This is a genomic window from Limnoraphis robusta CS-951, from assembly GCF_000972705.2.
The window spans coordinates 1-16,394 of record NZ_LATL02000151.1 but is presented as its reverse complement, the minus strand read 5'-3'; the positions used below and the strand labels follow the sequence as shown (position 1 = coordinate 16,394).

Genomic DNA, 16,394 nt, shown 5'->3' with positions numbered 1-16,394 from the left:
CCCTTACAGCATACTGGTTTCCCAATCAACTCCAGAGGGGTGAGTCTCCCCAGTCGTTCATCTCATTTCAGAGATAGTTTCGGTATGCCCTACCGTACTTGAGAAAAAAATGCTTGATTCTCTGTACTTGGTGCTTTAAGGTTTTATATGGCCAAAGCATTCAGAGCAAGAACCCCGTACCTTAAGTTTTCAAGGTTCATTGCATCGATTAGATGCTGGGTTTTTCAACTGGTTGAATACCCTGCCAGTAGAGTTATTATAGCATTAGAAAGAGCCTTATATCCCCATACCTGAAGGTAGGGGCGTGTGCGGCAATTTTTGGTAAAACGGCGACAATAGAAAGGTTAGAAAATCAACCCAGAAACCATTAGGATTCAAGTCTTTAGACACAGGTGATCTTCTCAAGATAACCGTTGCTGACTATTGCTAGATTGCCTGTTGCCTATTGCCTGACCTGTCTCCAAGTCCCGAACCCTATGCCCCAGTCAAGAAAAATAGCTTACAATCATAAAGGAGTGTTGTGAACTAATATGATCAAATTGCGATTGAAGAAATACGGTAAAAAGCAGGAAGCTAGCTACCGGATAGTGGCGGCGACGAGCTTATCTCGTCGTGAAGGTCGTCCGTTAGAGGAACTGGGTTTCTACAACCCCAGAACAGACGAAACTCGATTGGATGTCCCTGCGATTGTTCGGCGTCTCCAACAAGGAGCGCAACCTACTCGAACTGTGCGTAACATCCTGCAAAAAGCCAATGTATTTGAACAACTCAAGTCCGGATCAACCTCTGAACTCAATCCGTCAGAACCCGAACCCGTCAGCTAGTCCTGACTATGCTGAGTTAGTGCGGTTTTTAGTAGAGCCGTTTCTAGAGGCTCCTGAGTCCTTACGAGTCGATTGCGAACGCTCCTTAGCCCAACAGAGAACCTGGATTCGGCTAGCTTTTGAAGCAGAAGATAAAGGCCGTGTTTACGGTCGCGGAGGACGTACTATTCAGGCGATTCGTCGGGTACTCTCTGCGATCGCCGAAGCAGCCGGGGAATCCGTTTATCTAGACATATACGAGAACCCATCCGATGGCAGTAGTCGCCCCCGGATTTCTCCAAGTCGTCCTGCTCCCAAACGTTCATCAACCCGAACTCGTCATCGCCCCACCACCACTAGCCGATTTGCTAGAAAGCCGGAGCGATAACTGTTGACCACTCCTCCCGTTAACCCCAGCGTATAACGGGAGTTTGATATGTTTTCAAGAAGAACTATGGATCGTTCATTGGTTGTTCGTCGTAGCTTTTCGGGTGCGCCTTGCTCGAATGTTTGTCACCGATATTAGCCGTTGGGCAGAATTTGGACAAGCCCATCACGAATCTTTTGCAGATCATCCCCCAGCGACAACAATGGTCGAAGTTCAACGTTTAATCGATCCGGCGATGTTAATTGAAATTGAAGCTGATGCAATCGTAGTAACTCAAAGCGAATGACAGAGCGCTTAACCATCGAATTACCCAGTATTGAAAGTGCAATGGCGCTTTCAGGCTATCAAGAAGATAACCTCAAAACCCTATCCAAACAAACCGGCGCCCAAGTCGTGCTGCGGGGTCAAGAACTCCATATCAGTGGAACCGCCAGTCAAATTGAACTCTGTCAAAAGTTGGTGCAGTTACTCAAAGACTTTTGGAAAACGGGTAAAACGATCACAGGGGTTGAGATCCTCACGGCGCGTCATGCGTTAAATACCAACCGACAAGAAGAACTCAGCGCCATTCATCAAGACGTTCTCGCCACCACTCGGCGAGGGATGGAAGTGAGGGCGAAAACCTTTCGTCAGCGCCAATATATTCAGGCGATACGCACTCATGATCTGATTTTTTGTAGCGGGCCTGCCGGAACCGGGAAAACCTATTTAGCGGCAATTATTGCGGTTCAAGCCTTACTTTCGGATCAATACGAACGTCTAATTTTAACCCGTCCGGCAGTCGAAGCGGGAGAACGCTTAGGGTTTTTACCCGGAGACTTACAACAAAAAGTTAATCCTTATTTACGTCCGCTTTATGACGCCCTTTACGAATTAATTGATCCTGAAAAAACGTCTAACTTGATGGAACGGGGTATCATTGAAGTTGCACCTTTAGCCTATATGCGAGGACGGACTTTAAATAATGCCTTTGTCATCTTAGATGAAGCCCAAAATACCACACCCGCCCAGATGAAAATGGTGTTAACTCGGTTAGGATTTCGATCTCGAATGGTTGTGACTGGAGATACGACTCAAACTGATTTACCGCCTAATCAAACCTCGGGTTTAAGTGTCGCCTTGAAAATCTTACAAAATGTCGAAGGAATTGCTTTCTGTGAATTTTCTCAAGCCGATGTCGTGCGAAATCCGTTAGTTCAGCGAATTGTTGCTGCTTACGAACGACATGAGAAATAATTCAAACTCTCAACTCATTCATTTACCCAAAAATCATCATGGAAACCCTCAAAGACTTTTTAGAAGCTTGCGAAACCCTCGGAACCTTACGTTTAATTGTCACCAGTAGTTCAGCCGTATTAGAAGCTAGAGGCAAAATTGAGAAGTTATTTTATGCCGAACTTCCCAAAGGAAAATACGCCAATATGCACACCGAAGGCTTTGAATTTCACCTGAACATGGATAAAATAAAACAGGTTAAATTTGAAACCGGAGAAGCCAAACGCGGCAACTTTACAACCTATGCCATTCGTTTTATCGATGATCAAGAAGAAGTCGCCCTCAGCGCTTTTTTACAATGGGGAAAACCCGGAGAATATGAACCCGGACAAGTCGAAGCTTGGCAAGAACTAAAGTCAAAATACGGAGAAACTTGGCAACCTGTTTCTGTAGAAAGTTTATCCTAAAAAATAGATGAACTTGAGAAAATTAATCATCATCTGTCTATTTTTCCTCTGCTTTTTTACGGGAAATTCAGCTAACGCCGGACAACTTTATGAACGAGTTGCAGAGTTTCCTAACTGGGAAAGTAAACCCATTCTCAATGAAGCAGAAGGGGATTTAATTTACCCCAAATGGATGGCGGGAGAATGGCAAGTGACCAGCACATTAGTTGAGATGGTGGCACCTTTAGCCCCAGAAATTGTTACACCCGGTTTTGAAAGTAATCGTCAATATTTAAACCAACCCATCACCTTTAACGTTCGGTTTTTTCCCGCTAAAAATAAACTGATTAACGTTAATTTTCCGTTTCCGCAAAGCTTAAAAGTTCTGAATAATTCAGCGAGAAAAACCGATAATATTGTCGGAGATCGGGCATTTAACGGGTTCAATATTGCCAAAGCCGTTTTAGGGGAAAAAGCCGTTTTATCAGTAAAAGTTGATCCGAAAAATCCCAACAGACAGATTACCTTTTTAGACAATGATAATCAACTGCTTTCAACCGTAACCCTTCGGGGAAGCGAAACCCCTAGCTTTGATGAATTTGTTTCGACAGAAATTGTTCAACAAATTTTTCAATCAGAAACATCTATTTATCTCAACGAAGTTGAAACGACAACCGCATACCAAGCCAAATTTAATGCAAAATACCCGAAAAAAGTTGATAAAATTAATGCAAATCAAATAACAGCAATTTATTTATCCCCCCAAGATCCCGATTATTTCCAAGCAGAAAATCAACCCGTTTCTCTCTATCGTTATCAGTTGAAATTACAACCGATTAAAACCGTAAAAAATTAATTGATTCCGCCCAAAAAACCCGGTAACTCGAGGAGTCAGGAGTCAGGAGTCAGGAGTCAGGAGGAAATCAAGAAGAAGAAAGAGGAGGATTATGAGAAAGTTTTTGATCACTAATTATCCGGACATGATATAAATCATGGAAACCGGGTTTTTATTCCCCATAAATACTGATCTGAAACAGGAGATGAGGGAATTTTGATTAATCATCTTTGTGTCTTTATGTCTCGCGTGGTTTTTCTGATTTACTTTGTAGCAAAACCACAATAAGAACTCGCGTTAAATTGACGATATTCTGATAAACTTTCCTCACATTCTGACTTGTTTTTGAACCAATAGCTGTAAACTTTGTAGGATTTATCTTGAGACCAATTAGAATAGTTTGAACTCCAAAATAAACCTGCATCAGAATAACCTGCTTCAATTAAAGATTGACGTTTTTGTTCAGCTTTTTCAGGATCATTAAAAGCCGAATCAGCAATAAAATAAAAAGACATCGGTAAATTAGACTGTTGCTCAATTGTTGACGCTTGAGAAGACTTTGATTTAAATAAAATCTTCAGAGGAATAGCAATTCCTAATCCCAAAAAAGCACCCATGAGAATCCCTAATAATGTTGCTTTTTGCCAATCTTTTAACGAATGAAACATTGTAAATTTAGAGTATTTATTTTTGAGTGACGAAGCCGGTTTAGGAAAAATAATCGTCGAAGGCGGTAAGGAAGCTTCAGTTTTGGGAATGGGACTCGGAAGCTTTTGTAAAGCGGCGAACATTTCCTCAGCTTTAGAAAAACGATCACGAGGATAAAATTGAATCGCTTTATCTAAAACTTCAGCAAAATTAAAACTAACATCGGGAACATTTTCTCGCCATAAAATTTTACCCGTTTCCCGATCAATATTCATCTCTTTAATCGTTTTTCCCGTCAACAAATAAATCGCCGTCATCCCCAAACTATAAAGATCACTTGAATATAACGGATAACCCACCGCTTGTTCCGAAGCCATAAAACCCGGTGTTCCAATTAAAATAGAAGCCGTCGGACTTCCCTGAGAATTTAACATCGTTCCCATCGTTTCCTTCACCGCCCCAAAATCAATTAAAACAGGTTTACCCGTTGGATGGCGTAAAATAATATTATCCGGCTTAATATCCCGATGAATTAAACCCTGCTTGTGAATGCGATGCAATATCGGTAATAAACCCAGCAAAATCTCTTTAACTTCCGCCTCACTCAACCGTCCCAAACGTTGAATACGAGTGGTTAAGGTTTCTCCCTCAATCCATTCTTGAACTAAATAAAACTGTTCTTCTTCTTCAAAATAAGCGTATAATCGAGGAATGCGATCGCTTTTTTCACCCAGTTGTTCTAAAATCGCAGCTTCACGACGAAATTGTTCTTGAATTAACGGATAAATTTCAGGACGATTAACACTCGGTTTTAATTGTTTGATCACACACCGACGACTCGAAGGCATTTGAGTATCTTCTGCGAGAAACGTTTCACCAAACCCACCATGACCAATAGATTCAATGATACGATAGCGATTATTGAGGAGTTTTTCCGGAGTTGGGGGAGTGTGAGTGAAAACTTGCATGGGGAAGACCTCGATAAAGTTAAACCAGTAAGACTCTCTGCTTAACTTCACTCTATAAAAGCCTCAAAAAGTTTAGTTCCCCTAACGTACAACTTCCTAAATTATCACAAGTATTCTCACCTCATTTCCCCGTTAAACTCCCCATTTCAGTCTTCTAACCCCCATCACCCTAAAATGCGAGTGTGACAGCTTGACTGTTGTCCCTCAAATGAGTGTTAATCTCCACCGCAACCCCCACAAGCGCCAGAGATTAAAATCTCTGTCTAATACATAAAGTCCTCGCGTATAGGACTTGGGTTTTTAGACGGGGAATTTATTCCCCGCTTTTAGGGTAACGATAAAGCCCTCTCTTTTTAAGATACAACCCGATTTCTAAAAAATCCGTAATTATACGAATTGTATATTGTGTTGAGATTATTGATAATAGACATACAGAATCAAAAAAAGAAATCCTAATCAAGCTAAATGATTTGTTGGAAAAGGATTTTGGATGAATAATGAGTTGAGTTTTAGAGGTTAACAAACATGGTTATTCCAGGATGGACGGTTGTTCGAGCAATTCCCCCAGAAGTTATTATGGGTTTAATAACTGGACAGTACAAGGTTTGGGGCGGTGTAATTCGTTGGGCTGCGGGAACAGAAAATGCAGGTCAAATTGTTCGACATTTAGTAGCATCTCCACTCAATCCCCTCAGTGGTGCTGTTTCAGGGCTGAATTTTATTCCTGGAATTATAGCCAATGTTCAACTTGAACAAGTTAAAGCAGCAACTCAACAAATCAAAGAAATTGCCCAATTTAACACCTATCAATTATTTCAGTTGTCGGGTCAGGTTAATTCACTTTCACAGATGACTCAACAACTTCTTCAGATGGCAACAGGTACAGCAATTTTATCGGGTTTGAATTTAACGGTCAGTTGTGTTAGTTTTGCTGTTATTAATAACCGACTAAACGCCATCGATCACAGGCTGCAAGAACTCCAAAAAGACGTTAAGAAAATAAAATCTTTTCTAGAAACTTCCGAACGCGCACAGCTTTTTTATGCTCTCAAAGAACTGTTAAAAGCCGATGATAATATTCCGGTTGAACATCGCCATACAATTCTGCACGATTCCCGCAAAAAACTGGGCGAGATTAATATGCGTTATCAGGAGCTTTTATCCCACTCTAATACAATTGAGATAGCGATGGCTAATGAGGAATATTTTTCGCTAACAGCATTAGCCCATGCAAGATGTACGGCTGAATTAGGAATGCTTGAAATTGCTTTACAAGAAATAAAGGAAATGAACTTATTTTGGCAAACTCAAGCTCGGAGAGTCGCAAAAGAACTTCTGATTGGAGAGTATCCCCAACGTTTTATAACAACTGATTTTGTTGATGATGTTTTAGTTTTAGAGCTAACAAAATGGTTGGATTTTGCATATAAAGATGAGAAAGGGCTGTTTTGGATTGAGGAATTGAGACGCAATCATATTAACGAATTTTGGTATTCTAAAGGTTTTCTGAGAAAAGGTAAATCTGGCCTTAATCTAAATATTGGTATTGGTTTAGAAAAAGAGAAAACTCTGGTCATTCCAGCGCTGCGAAAATTAATGGCTCGGAGCGAAGTTTTTGAAGGTTATGTCTCTCAATACGAACTGTTTAAAAATTATCAAATGAAACCATCAGAATTTGAAAAAGGAGTCGCAGCGTTACCGGAATCATCTGCTGTTGACGGATATTTTATCCTTGAACCTGCCTTTGAATTGACGGGTTTCTAATCGGGCTTTGTTGGGTTTTCTCAACCCAACCTACAATATTACTCAACAACTTTGTTGGGTTTCGTTCCTCAACCCAACCTACAATATTACTCAACTGTAGGTTGGGTTAAGCGATAGCGCAACCCAACTATAAGTATAGATAACTGACAACGACTCAACCGTAAATTCTCGGAGTTGCTGAAAACTTTTGATACAACCCAATTGATCGAAATTCCGTACAATTACTAATTGTATGTTTGATTGGGATGATTGATAATGGTAACGACGGATAAAAAAGGGAATCCTAATCAAACTAAATTATTTTTTGGAAAAGGATTTTGGATGAATAATGAGTAGAGTTCTAGAGGTTAACAAACATGGTTATTCCAGGATGGACGGTTGTTCGAGCAATTCCCTCTGAAGTTATTATGGGTTTAATAACTGGAAAGTACAAGGATTATGGCGGTGTAATTCGTTGGGCTGCGGGAACAGAAAATGCAGGTCAAATTGTTCGACATTTAGTAACATCTCCACTCAACCCTGTCGGTGCTGCTGTTTCAGGGCTTAATTTAATTTCTGGAATTGCTGCTAATGCTCAACTATTTGGGTTGTCGGGTCAGGTTAATTCACTTTCACAGATGACTCAACAACTTCTTAAGATGACAACAGGTACAGCGCTTGTTTCAGGGCTTAATTTAATTTCTGGAATTGTTGGCAATGTTCAACTTGAACAAGTCAAAGGAGAAACTCGACAAATTAAAGAAATTGCTCAATTGAACACCGATCAATTATTTGAGTTGTCGGGTCAGGTTAATTCACTTTCACAGATGACCCAACAAGTTCTTCAGATTGCAACAGGTACAACAATTTTATCGGGTTTGAATTTAACGGTTAGTTGTGTTAGTTTTGCTGTTCTTTATAACCGACTAAACGCAATCGATAACAGGCTGCAAGAAATCCAAAAAGACGTTAAGGAAATAAAATCTTTTCTAGAAACTTCCGAACGCGCACAGCTTTTTTATGCTCTCAAAGAACTGTTAAAAGCCGACGATAATATTCCGGTTGAACATCGCCATACAATTCTGCACGATTCCCGCAAAAAACTGGGTGAGATTAATATGCGCTATCAGGAGCTTTTATCCCACTCTAATACAATTGAGATAGCGATGGCTAATGAGGAATATTTTTCGCTAACAGCATTGGCTCATGCAAGATGTACGGCTGAATTAGGAATGCTTGAAATTGCTTTAAAAGAAATTGAGGAAATGAACTTATTTTGGCAAACTCAAGCTCGTAGAGTCGCAAAATCACTTCTGATTGGAGAGTATCCCCAACGTTTTATAGCAACTGATTTTGTTGATGATGTTTTAGTTTTAGAGCTAACAAAATGGTTGGATTTTGCATATAAAGATGAGAAAGGGCTGTTTTGGATTGAGGAATTGAGACGCAATCATATTAACGAATTTTGGTATTCTAAAGGTCTTTTGAGAAAAGGTAAATCTGGCCTTAATCAAAATGTTGGTATTGGTTTAGAAAAAGAGAAAACCCTGGTCATTCCAGCCCTGCGAAAACTAATGGCTCGGAGCGATGTTTTTGAAGGCTATGTCTCTCAATACGAACTGTTAAAAAATTATCAAATGAAACCCTCTGAATTTGAAAAAGGAGTCGCAGCGTTACCGGAATCATCTGCTGTTGACGGATATTTTATTCTTGAACCTGCCTTTGAATTGACGGGTTTCTGATCGGGCTTTGTTGGGTTTTCTCAACCCAACCTACAATATTACTATACAACTTTGTTGGGTTTTCTCAACCCAACCTACAATATTACTATACATCCCAAAAACCCGGTTTCTTGAAGAAACCGGGTTTTTAAATTCCCATAAATTTTTAATTTTCAAGCCCAATAGCCGCCCCTTCTCGCCTCGGATCGGCAGCACCTTCTAACATTCCATTTCGCGTCACTCGAATTAAATTAGAATTACCCCAACCGTCCCTTTCAATAATATTATGTCCCCGACGCCGCAACTCATCCAACGTTTCCGGCTTCATTCTCCCCTTTTCAACCATTAACTGATCCGGTAGCCATTGATGATGTATTCGGGGTTCCGATACCGCCTCACCCGCATTCATATCAAATTCCACCACATTTAACACCAATTGTAATGCAGTAGTAATAATCGTACTTCCTCCGGGTGAACCTCCCGCCATCACCAACTTTCCATCTTTCGTGACAATAGTTGGACTCATACTTGATAACGGCGTTTTCAACGGGGCGATCGCATTGGCTTCTCCACCCACTAACCCATACAAATTCGGAACATCCGGCGCCACTGCAAAATCATCCATCTCATTATTTAAAACAATTCCCGTCCCTTCTGCAACCACACCCGCCCCAAAACTACCATTAATAGTAAACGTCAAACTAACAACATTGCGTTGATCATCGACAACTGTTAAATGACTCGTTTCGGGAGACTCCCAAACATAACGCTTTAAAGTCGTTTCATCAACTGGTTTCACCTCTGTTGAAAGTCTGGCTTTCTTGTTATTAATTGCTTGACGTTGTTCGGCAGCATAGGCTAAACTCGTTAAACCCCGTGCAGGTACCGTCACAAAATCCGGATCGCCCAAATAAGTCGCCCGATCTGCATAAGCAATTCGCATCGCTTCGGCTAACAAATGTAACGTGTCTGGGTGTTGTCTTCCCCAAGTTTTTAAGTTAGTATCTCCGATAATATTGAGAATTTGAATTAAATGTACACCTCCCGAAGAAGGAGGAGGCATCGAACAAACTTGAGTTTCCCGAAATTCTCCACAAATCGGTTTACGCCAAATGGGAGTATAGGCTTTTAAATCATCTACAGTCATTAAACCGCCATTTTTTGCCATATCTGCGGCGATCGCTCTAGCAATTTCTCCCCGATAAAAACTGTTCGGATCTTCAGCTATTTTTGTTAACGTTGCTGCTAAATCTTGTTGAATTAACACCTCACCCGGTTGATACCATTCCCCATTGCGAGTAAAAATCGCTTTGGCTGCGGGATTATTATTAATCACCTCTTGACGCCGCTTAACAGAACTGACAAAATATTCATTAACAATAAATCCGTCTTCAGCTAACCGAATAGCAGGTTCAACCACCGTCGCCCAGGGCAACTTTCCATAATATTGATGTACAGTATAAAGTCCCGCAACCGTTCCCGGTGTACCTGCGGCGAGATGTCCATCTAAACTCGATCTCGGTTTAACCTTTCCGGCTTCATCGAGATACATATCCCGTGTGGCGGCTTTCGGCGCTCTTTCGCGAAAATCTAGGGTTTGGATATTGTAGGCTTCCTCCGCTTGTGGAGTCGTCGGAGGAAAACCAACTAACAAAAACCCACCCCCTCCTATTCCCGCAGAAAACGGTTCAACTACAGAGATAGCAAACGTTGTGGCGACAGCCGCATCAACGGCGTTACCGCCCAGTTTTAGCATCTCAACTCCTGCTTCACTCGCCAACGGATCAGCAGAAACCACCATTCCTTGTTGACTACGTTGAGACTCAGCAACTTTCAGTTCAGATTGACACCCAGTTGCCCCAATAACAATAATAAATAAACCAATAAAGCTCTGAAAAAGTCTCAGATACCAACGTAATCGAGCAATTCTAACCTGAAACTGCACCCAATCTTAATATCCTCTGCGATCTATCTAGTGGCTATCTTACCTTAAAACCATCTCCGAGGAAAAAGTTGCTGGAAAGGAGAAGCATCACAGTGAAGCTGAGTTGCAGTACCCAAGGGGCGACGACAAAAAACCAAATTCCGCACACCACGCCAATAATAGCCGAAAGCAGACGGGGTAGTTCTTCAGGGGTTCCTAGCGGATCGCCCAAACTGATCCAAACGGCTAGACAGCAAATCACTAGAGGGATAATGAATTGTGAAGTCATCGTTTTTATTTCTTAACATTACGTCGATCACAGTATAGTAAATTACTGATGATTTGTCATATTTATGCAATAGGAGTTTAGAGGTCAAGGATATGCAATCACATCCGTTGACCAAATTGACAGCTTAATGTTCCATAGTCGTTGTTGCGCTCTACGTGTGATACCATTGTCCGGTTAATAAATTCTCACTGTTTTCTGTTCCTGATTCTATTGTCTGTAAGTATTGTGCGATATACTGAACATTGCATCAAGATTGCTATTGAGTCAAAGCAATGCTAGGCAAATTTTTTCAAAAGCCCGAATCACAACTCATCGATCGCGTTCCTCCGGGTCAGTACCTGGCTAATGGTTTTCCTGTCCTCACCTACGGAGAAACGCCGGAAATTTCTACAGAAGACTGGGAATTTAAAGTTTGGGGTTCAGCCACACCCAAGACCTTCACATGGTCTGATATCATGGCAATGCCCCAGAGTGAATTTACGGCTGATTTTCACTGCGTTACTCGTTGGTCAAAACTCGATGTGAAATGGCGAGGAATTAAAGTCACCGACTTTATGAAACAGGTTGAAGTCGATCCAAAAGCGGTTCACATCATGGAACATTGCTATGGAGGCTACACCACCAATATCGCCCTAGAAGACTTCCTCCGAGAAGAAAACTTTTTCGCCCATACTTTATTTGATGAACCTTTAAGCGCCGATCATGGTGGCCCATTGCGTTTAGTGGTTCCTCATTTATACGCTTGGAAAAGTGCAAAATGGATTAATGGTTTGGAGTTTCTTAACGTTGAAGCGTTAGGATTTTGGGAACGCAACGGCTATCATAAACGGGGCGAACCTTGGGCCGAAGAACGTTATAGTGGTTTATTTTAACAACCCTCAAAACTTTTGGAGGAATTCATGTCTGAGATCGCCTCCGAGACAAACGCAATGGGGATAGAGTCAGAGATTTCACCTTGGCTGACTCCTCTGACTTACTTTCTACTTTCCACTTTTGTTTTACCTGTTTTTTTTGGCAGAATAGAGGTTTACGGACAGGAACATTTACCCTCGGAAGGGGCGGTGATTTTAGCCCCAACTCATCGATCCCGTTGGGACCCGATTCTTTTAGCCTATGCAGCCGGGCGAAAGGTAACAAGCCGAGATCTTCGTTACATGGTTTTATTAGAACAAACTCAGGGAATACAAGGTTGGTTTGTGCGTCGTTTGGGGGGGTTTCCCATTGATCGCGATCGCCCTGGAACATCGAGTATTCGCTACAGTATTCAATTATTACACAATCAAAATGTTCTGGTATTATTTCCAGAAGGACATATTATTCCTGATAATCAAATTGATCAAATTCAGCCCGGAGTTGCTAGAATTGCCCTACAAGCCATTTCTAATCAATCTGATTTGAGTTTAAACATTGTTCCGGTTAGTATTTATTATCAACATCCCACCCCGCTCCCAATGGGGTGTAAGGTTTGGGTGAATATTGGTTCTCCTTTAAATGTTCGAGAGTATCAACAGAATTCGATGAAAAATGCCACAAAAAATCTAACAGCAGATTTAAAAGAAGCACTCAAAAATTTACATCAACGACCTTCCCAACTTCTGTGACAGTTTATTAAAAGTCTACTCAAATTTTTTATTTTGTGCTAATCTACATTCACTTTCAGCATGAACAGGCTGTGACAGTTGACAAACATATTGACGATTAATTTCACTTTCCAACCTGATCATTTAAACTGCGAGACAACTACTCCTCTATTCTCGCATTCTGTTACATGAATAGCAATATTCCTTTTCAATCTCAGTCAAACAATCAACCGCTTGTATTACCTCCCTTAACACCAGAGACAATTAAACGCGCCCGAGAAGGGTTAGAAGCAGCCCGCTTGCTGAATGCTGAAGGCATTGTTCAAAAATCCTTATATCAAACCGAAGTTTTAACTCAAGAAAAGTCCGATTTAAAACGACGAGGTTGGATACGTTGGTTGTGTATTCGCACTGTTATTCACAGTTTATTTCGGGTGAAAGTTGAGCATTTAGATCGACTTTCCTCACAGCCTGTTATCATCGCACCCAATCACCTCAGCCATATCGATCCCTTCTTAATTTTATCAGAAATTCCCTATCAACCTTATTATTATATTTTAGGGGATGCTCGCACGCTGTATAATAAGTTTTGGAAACGGGTCTTTTTGCGCTACAGTGGCGGAACCATTCCGATTGAACGCATTTGGAAAGAAGAACTTGCAGTGTTAGAAGCAGCGAAAGCCGGAGAAGAACATTTAACCGAGTTAGCCGCAGCCATTGAACAAGAAGTTCCTAAAGGAAACTCAATTCAAAGTTTACGACGTTTAGATCGAATTGTACAGGGAATTTTTGCCCAAAATCAAGGCATAATTATGTTTCCTGAAGGTCGATTAGGATTTCAAGAAGGAGAGTTATTTTTGCCTCTAAAACGGGGAACAGTGATCTACGCTTTAAAAACAGGAGTTCCGATTCTTCCTGTGGGAATTATTGGCACCAAAAACCTTTATTTATACAAAGAACTTACTCTGCGTTTTGGTGAACCGCTTAGGTTTCCCAAAATTAATCGACCTCAACCCAAAGATATACAAATTGTGTTAGAAACGTTGCAAGCTGCTATTTTAGATTTATTACCTCAAAATTATCAAGAACCCGATGAACTCAAACTCTTTCGTAATTTTCTCAATCATATGTTGTGGTAAGCAAAACCTCTAAGGCAGATTGATTCTTTTCAATGACTAATTCCTAATCCTAATCAATCGAAAGTATTATTGTTTTGACTTCTTCCCAGCTCAATAAAATGCCAATTTCTATCTAAAGAATGAGATAAAAATTTAATTTAATAACCTTAAGGTAGATAGTAAAGATGAACTTGATTGAATAGAATCCTTACTAATGAACAACACTGATCAGATTTTTACAAAGTCGAGGAAAAATAATGGCTTACAGAACAGAAGATCCACTTATACAATCTAGAACAACAGAAGCCTTAGTCGATTACCATGATCGAGTGCATTGGGGTGCTATTTTCTCAGGTCTTGTAGTAGCGATCGCTTCTCAACTGGTATTAAGTGCTTTAGGAAGTGCGATCGGACTGACAGCAGGTGCAAACGGAGCATCGGCAGGTAATGTCGGCACTGGAGTTGGAATTTGGTCAATTATTAGTCTACTAATTTCTTTATTCATCGGGGGATGGGTCATGGCTCAAATGTGTGGCCCGATGAATAGTAAAACAGCCATGTTAAACGGTGCAATTTTATGGGCTACTACTTTAGCTCTGAGTACATGGCTTCTGACTATAGGAGTCTCGGGAGCCTTTGGTATCGTTGCTTCTAACGCAGGCGAAGTGATTAACCAAGTTCAACAACCCGGTGGCGTCGATATTCCAAATCAAGCTCCTAATTTCACCGCCCAAGATTTTCAAAATTTTGCTGCTAATAGTGCAAAAACCGCTTGGTCATTCTTACTGGGTTCTTTATTCGGTTTAGTTGCTGCGATCGCAGGTTCTTCAGTTGGGGCGAGAAAGCCACGAGTGCGCGTGTAATTGATATGAGTTTTGTGAAAGATTACTACAAATAATGGGCAGGGGGAAATAGGACGCAACTGGCTGCAAAAAATTACTCTTCCCTCTGCCCTCTTCTGTTGTCAGTAAAAATTGATATTAAAGCTCAAATCGATCACAGACTATCTGCTTGGCGAGATTCCCACCAAATCGGAACCACCACCCAAGCCACAACCAAAATTAAAGCAATCACCGCAAATTGTGCTACCCAAGCCACCAATTGTTCAAGCGGAACAACTTGACCCACAAAAAACGATAAACTCACCATAACAGAAGCCCAAGTTGCCGCACCTGCGGCATTACAAAGCAAAAACTTCCAATAAGGCATTCGAGCGATCCCCGCCATCGGCCCTGCAAAAATTCGCAATAATGCGACAAACCGCCCTAAAAATACCGCTTTTGCGGCGTTTTCACTAAATTGGCTTCTGACTTTTGTAAGTTTGGCTTCGTTAACCCGAAAGAGTTTACCGATACTCAGCAAAAACGGCCAACCTCCCCAGCGACCGATCCAATACCCAAAATTGTCTCCGAGTATTGCTCCGGCGATCGCACAACCGAGGACAAACCAATAGTCCAGTTCACCACTCCCGGCGAGGAAACCGCCGACCAGAGTGATCGTTTCTCCAGGCAGAGGAATTCCGGCATTTTCTAAGGCAATTCCCAGAAAAACAGCCCCGTAGCCGTACTGGTGGGCAATTTCCTGAATTGTTTCCAGTGATACAATCTCAAAAGACATTCAATGCTGCCTTCATGTTTTTTTGCAAAGCTTTATACTTCTATATTATCTTGATGACGGGAATCTGTCCTCCCGAGTAGAATAGACTGATCAATACTAGCCTTCTGGAACAGTCCGTTTTCAGGATACTGAAACTTTTATCAGAATCACCTGGTCAAAAACAGAGTAAGGTGAATGGGAAACAAAAGATAATCTTTGGGGAGTGATAGTTATGAAATTAGCAGAATGTCAACAGCATATCCTACTTCAGCCAGAGCCACGGCTGGACTTGCAAGGCGGTAACGCGCTTAAGCAACAGGTACTCGCCATTCCACCCGAACCGCCTCAACTGTGGATTATTGATTTAGCAGAAGTCGAGTTTATCGACAGTTCCGGTTTAGGTGCATTGGTAACAGCTCTCAAATCTGCTCGTAGATTAGGATGTCGTTTAGTTCTTTGTCATCCTTCCGCTACCGTTAAACTGATTTTTGAGATCACCCAACTCGATCGAGTCTTTGAAATCTTTGATCAATTAGAAGCTGTCTTCTCAACTGAAACCGAACTGCTTTCCGCATAAGGGTTCACTCTCACCTTTCCCTACGGTTTCCAAGTCCCAATAGGAGAAATTGAACAAACTCCTGCAATTTTACGATTGGCAGCAGGAGTTATATTTTTGCTGTATTAAAAAGAGAAAGAAGAAAAAACACGCTCGACACACCAGACACGGGAGGAAGTCCGGTAGGCTGGTAGCCCCTTGAATTTATTCAGGGGCGGAAAGACGACACGAGCCACTTTAGTTGCTGTAAGATAGTAAAGAAACGACAAGTAAAACTGTACCAACTGCGCGTTGAAGTTTTCCTAGTACGGAGAAACCCCGGCAATCCGAAAGCGTAATATTGCATTATGGCTCCGAGATACAGCAACGGCAGGAAACTGAGCGTACCGAATTGGCTCTGTGTTGGAAGTTAAGAAAGTCTTCAAGCTAAAAAAGTAAACTATCCAACTTGTTTGGTGTGTTAGAGGCGATTTGACTTGGCCTATGAGTCTGACAATTTTCGGCGTCAGAAGTTCAGAAATACCCTACGGGGATTCCCCCGAATTAATTCGGGGGAGTAGTCAA

The 16,394-nt window shown here is 41.4% G+C and carries 17 protein-coding genes; 13 read left to right on the top strand and 4 right to left on the bottom strand.

What is annotated here, in order from left to right:
- Window positions 1–530: 530 nt before the first annotated feature.
- The 6 genes from rpsP to WN50_RS13395 all read left to right on the top strand — a co-directional run bounded on the left by rpsP (window position 531) and on the right by WN50_RS13395 (window position 3,708).
- The gene (rpsP, locus tag WN50_RS13420; RefSeq protein ID WP_046281312.1) at window positions 531–824 is read left to right on the top strand and encodes a 30S ribosomal protein S16; all 294 of its coding nucleotides are present in this window, start codon (window positions 531–533) and stop codon (window positions 822–824) included.
- 19 nt (window positions 825–843) lie between these two features.
- A complete protein-coding gene (locus WN50_RS13415) occupies window positions 844–1,191 on the top strand; it encodes a KH domain-containing protein (RefSeq protein ID WP_323220403.1) in 348 nt (115 codons plus the stop codon).
- A gap of 82 nt (window positions 1,192–1,273) precedes the next feature.
- Complete coding sequence (locus WN50_RS13410) at window positions 1,274–1,477, top strand: Rid family hydrolase (RefSeq protein WP_049559440.1); 204 nt, start codon at window positions 1,274–1,276, stop codon at window positions 1,475–1,477.
- The gene (locus WN50_RS13405; protein ID WP_046281310.1) at window positions 1,474–2,427 is read left to right on the top strand and encodes a PhoH family protein; all 954 of its coding nucleotides are present in this window, start codon (window positions 1,474–1,476) and stop codon (window positions 2,425–2,427) included. The genes WN50_RS13410 and WN50_RS13405 overlap by 4 nt, the downstream gene beginning before the upstream one ends.
- A 38-nt stretch (window positions 2,428–2,465) precedes the next feature.
- The gene (locus WN50_RS13400; protein WP_046281309.1) at window positions 2,466–2,873 is read left to right on the top strand and encodes a ChuX/HutX family heme-like substrate-binding protein; all 408 of its coding nucleotides are present in this window, start codon (window positions 2,466–2,468) and stop codon (window positions 2,871–2,873) included.
- 7 nt (window positions 2,874–2,880) lie between these two features.
- Window positions 2,881–3,708 carry a DUF6816 family protein gene (locus WN50_RS13395; protein ID WP_046281308.1) on the top strand — a complete coding sequence of 276 codons (828 nt, stop codon included), beginning with the start codon at window positions 2,881–2,883 and terminating at the stop codon, window positions 3,706–3,708.
- Window positions 3,709–3,950: 242 nt separating this feature from the next.
- Here WN50_RS13395 and WN50_RS13390 read toward each other — a convergent pair whose 3' ends face one another.
- Complete coding sequence (locus WN50_RS13390; protein WP_046281307.1) at window positions 3,951–5,303, bottom strand: serine/threonine-protein kinase; 1,353 nt, start codon at window positions 5,301–5,303, stop codon at window positions 3,951–3,953.
- Between the two features lie 525 nt (window positions 5,304–5,828).
- Here WN50_RS13390 and WN50_RS13385 point away from each other — a divergent pair.
- Both WN50_RS13385 and WN50_RS13380 read left to right on the top strand, forming a co-directional pair.
- Window positions 5,829–7,067, top strand: a complete 1,239-nt coding sequence (locus WN50_RS13385) for a hypothetical protein (protein WP_046281306.1) — start codon at window positions 5,829–5,831, stop codon at window positions 7,065–7,067.
- Window positions 7,068–7,423: 356 nt separating this feature from the next.
- Complete coding sequence (locus WN50_RS13380) at window positions 7,424–8,788, top strand: hypothetical protein (RefSeq protein WP_046281305.1); 1,365 nt, start codon at window positions 7,424–7,426, stop codon at window positions 8,786–8,788.
- Between the two features lie 145 nt (window positions 8,789–8,933).
- Here the strand turns inward: WN50_RS13380 and ggt are convergent, their stop codons facing one another.
- Together ggt and WN50_RS13370 are read right to left on the bottom strand one after the other, a co-directional pair.
- Window positions 8,934–10,712 (bottom strand): gamma-glutamyltransferase, encoded by a 1,779-nt coding sequence (gene ggt / locus WN50_RS13375; RefSeq protein WP_082172433.1) that lies wholly within the window; start codon window positions 10,710–10,712, stop codon window positions 8,934–8,936.
- Window positions 10,713–10,746: 34 nt separating this feature from the next.
- Window positions 10,747–10,980, bottom strand: coding sequence for a hypothetical protein (locus WN50_RS13370; protein ID WP_049559436.1), 234 nt, complete (start codon window positions 10,978–10,980; stop codon window positions 10,747–10,749).
- Between the two features lie 272 nt (window positions 10,981–11,252).
- On the opposite strand from WN50_RS13370, the gene WN50_RS13365 reads away from it, so the two are divergent.
- The 4 genes from WN50_RS13365 to WN50_RS13350 all read left to right on the top strand — a co-directional run bounded on the left by WN50_RS13365 (window position 11,253) and on the right by WN50_RS13350 (window position 14,541).
- The gene (locus WN50_RS13365) at window positions 11,253–11,852 is read left to right on the top strand and encodes a sulfite oxidase-like oxidoreductase (protein ID WP_046281304.1); all 600 of its coding nucleotides are present in this window, start codon (window positions 11,253–11,255) and stop codon (window positions 11,850–11,852) included.
- Between the two features lie 27 nt (window positions 11,853–11,879).
- Window positions 11,880–12,581: a lysophospholipid acyltransferase family protein gene (locus tag WN50_RS13360; protein ID WP_046281303.1), complete on the top strand. Its 702-nt coding sequence runs from the start codon at window positions 11,880–11,882 to the stop codon at window positions 12,579–12,581.
- Window positions 12,582–12,748: 167 nt separating this feature from the next.
- Window positions 12,749–13,699 (top strand): lysophospholipid acyltransferase family protein, encoded by a 951-nt coding sequence (locus WN50_RS13355; RefSeq protein WP_046281302.1) that lies wholly within the window; start codon window positions 12,749–12,751, stop codon window positions 13,697–13,699.
- Between the two features lie 236 nt (window positions 13,700–13,935).
- Complete coding sequence (locus WN50_RS13350; RefSeq protein ID WP_046281301.1) at window positions 13,936–14,541, top strand: hypothetical protein; 606 nt, start codon at window positions 13,936–13,938, stop codon at window positions 14,539–14,541.
- A gap of 133 nt (window positions 14,542–14,674) precedes the next feature.
- On the opposite strand, the gene WN50_RS13345 is transcribed toward WN50_RS13350, so the two are convergent.
- Window positions 14,675–15,295, bottom strand: coding sequence for a DedA family protein (locus WN50_RS13345; RefSeq protein ID WP_046281300.1), 621 nt, complete (start codon window positions 15,293–15,295; stop codon window positions 14,675–14,677).
- 211 nt (window positions 15,296–15,506) lie between these two features.
- Between WN50_RS13345 and WN50_RS13340 the strand changes: the two genes are divergently transcribed.
- Complete coding sequence (locus WN50_RS13340) at window positions 15,507–15,851, top strand: STAS domain-containing protein (RefSeq protein WP_046281299.1); 345 nt, start codon at window positions 15,507–15,509, stop codon at window positions 15,849–15,851.
- Window positions 15,852–16,394: the final 543 nt, after the last annotated feature.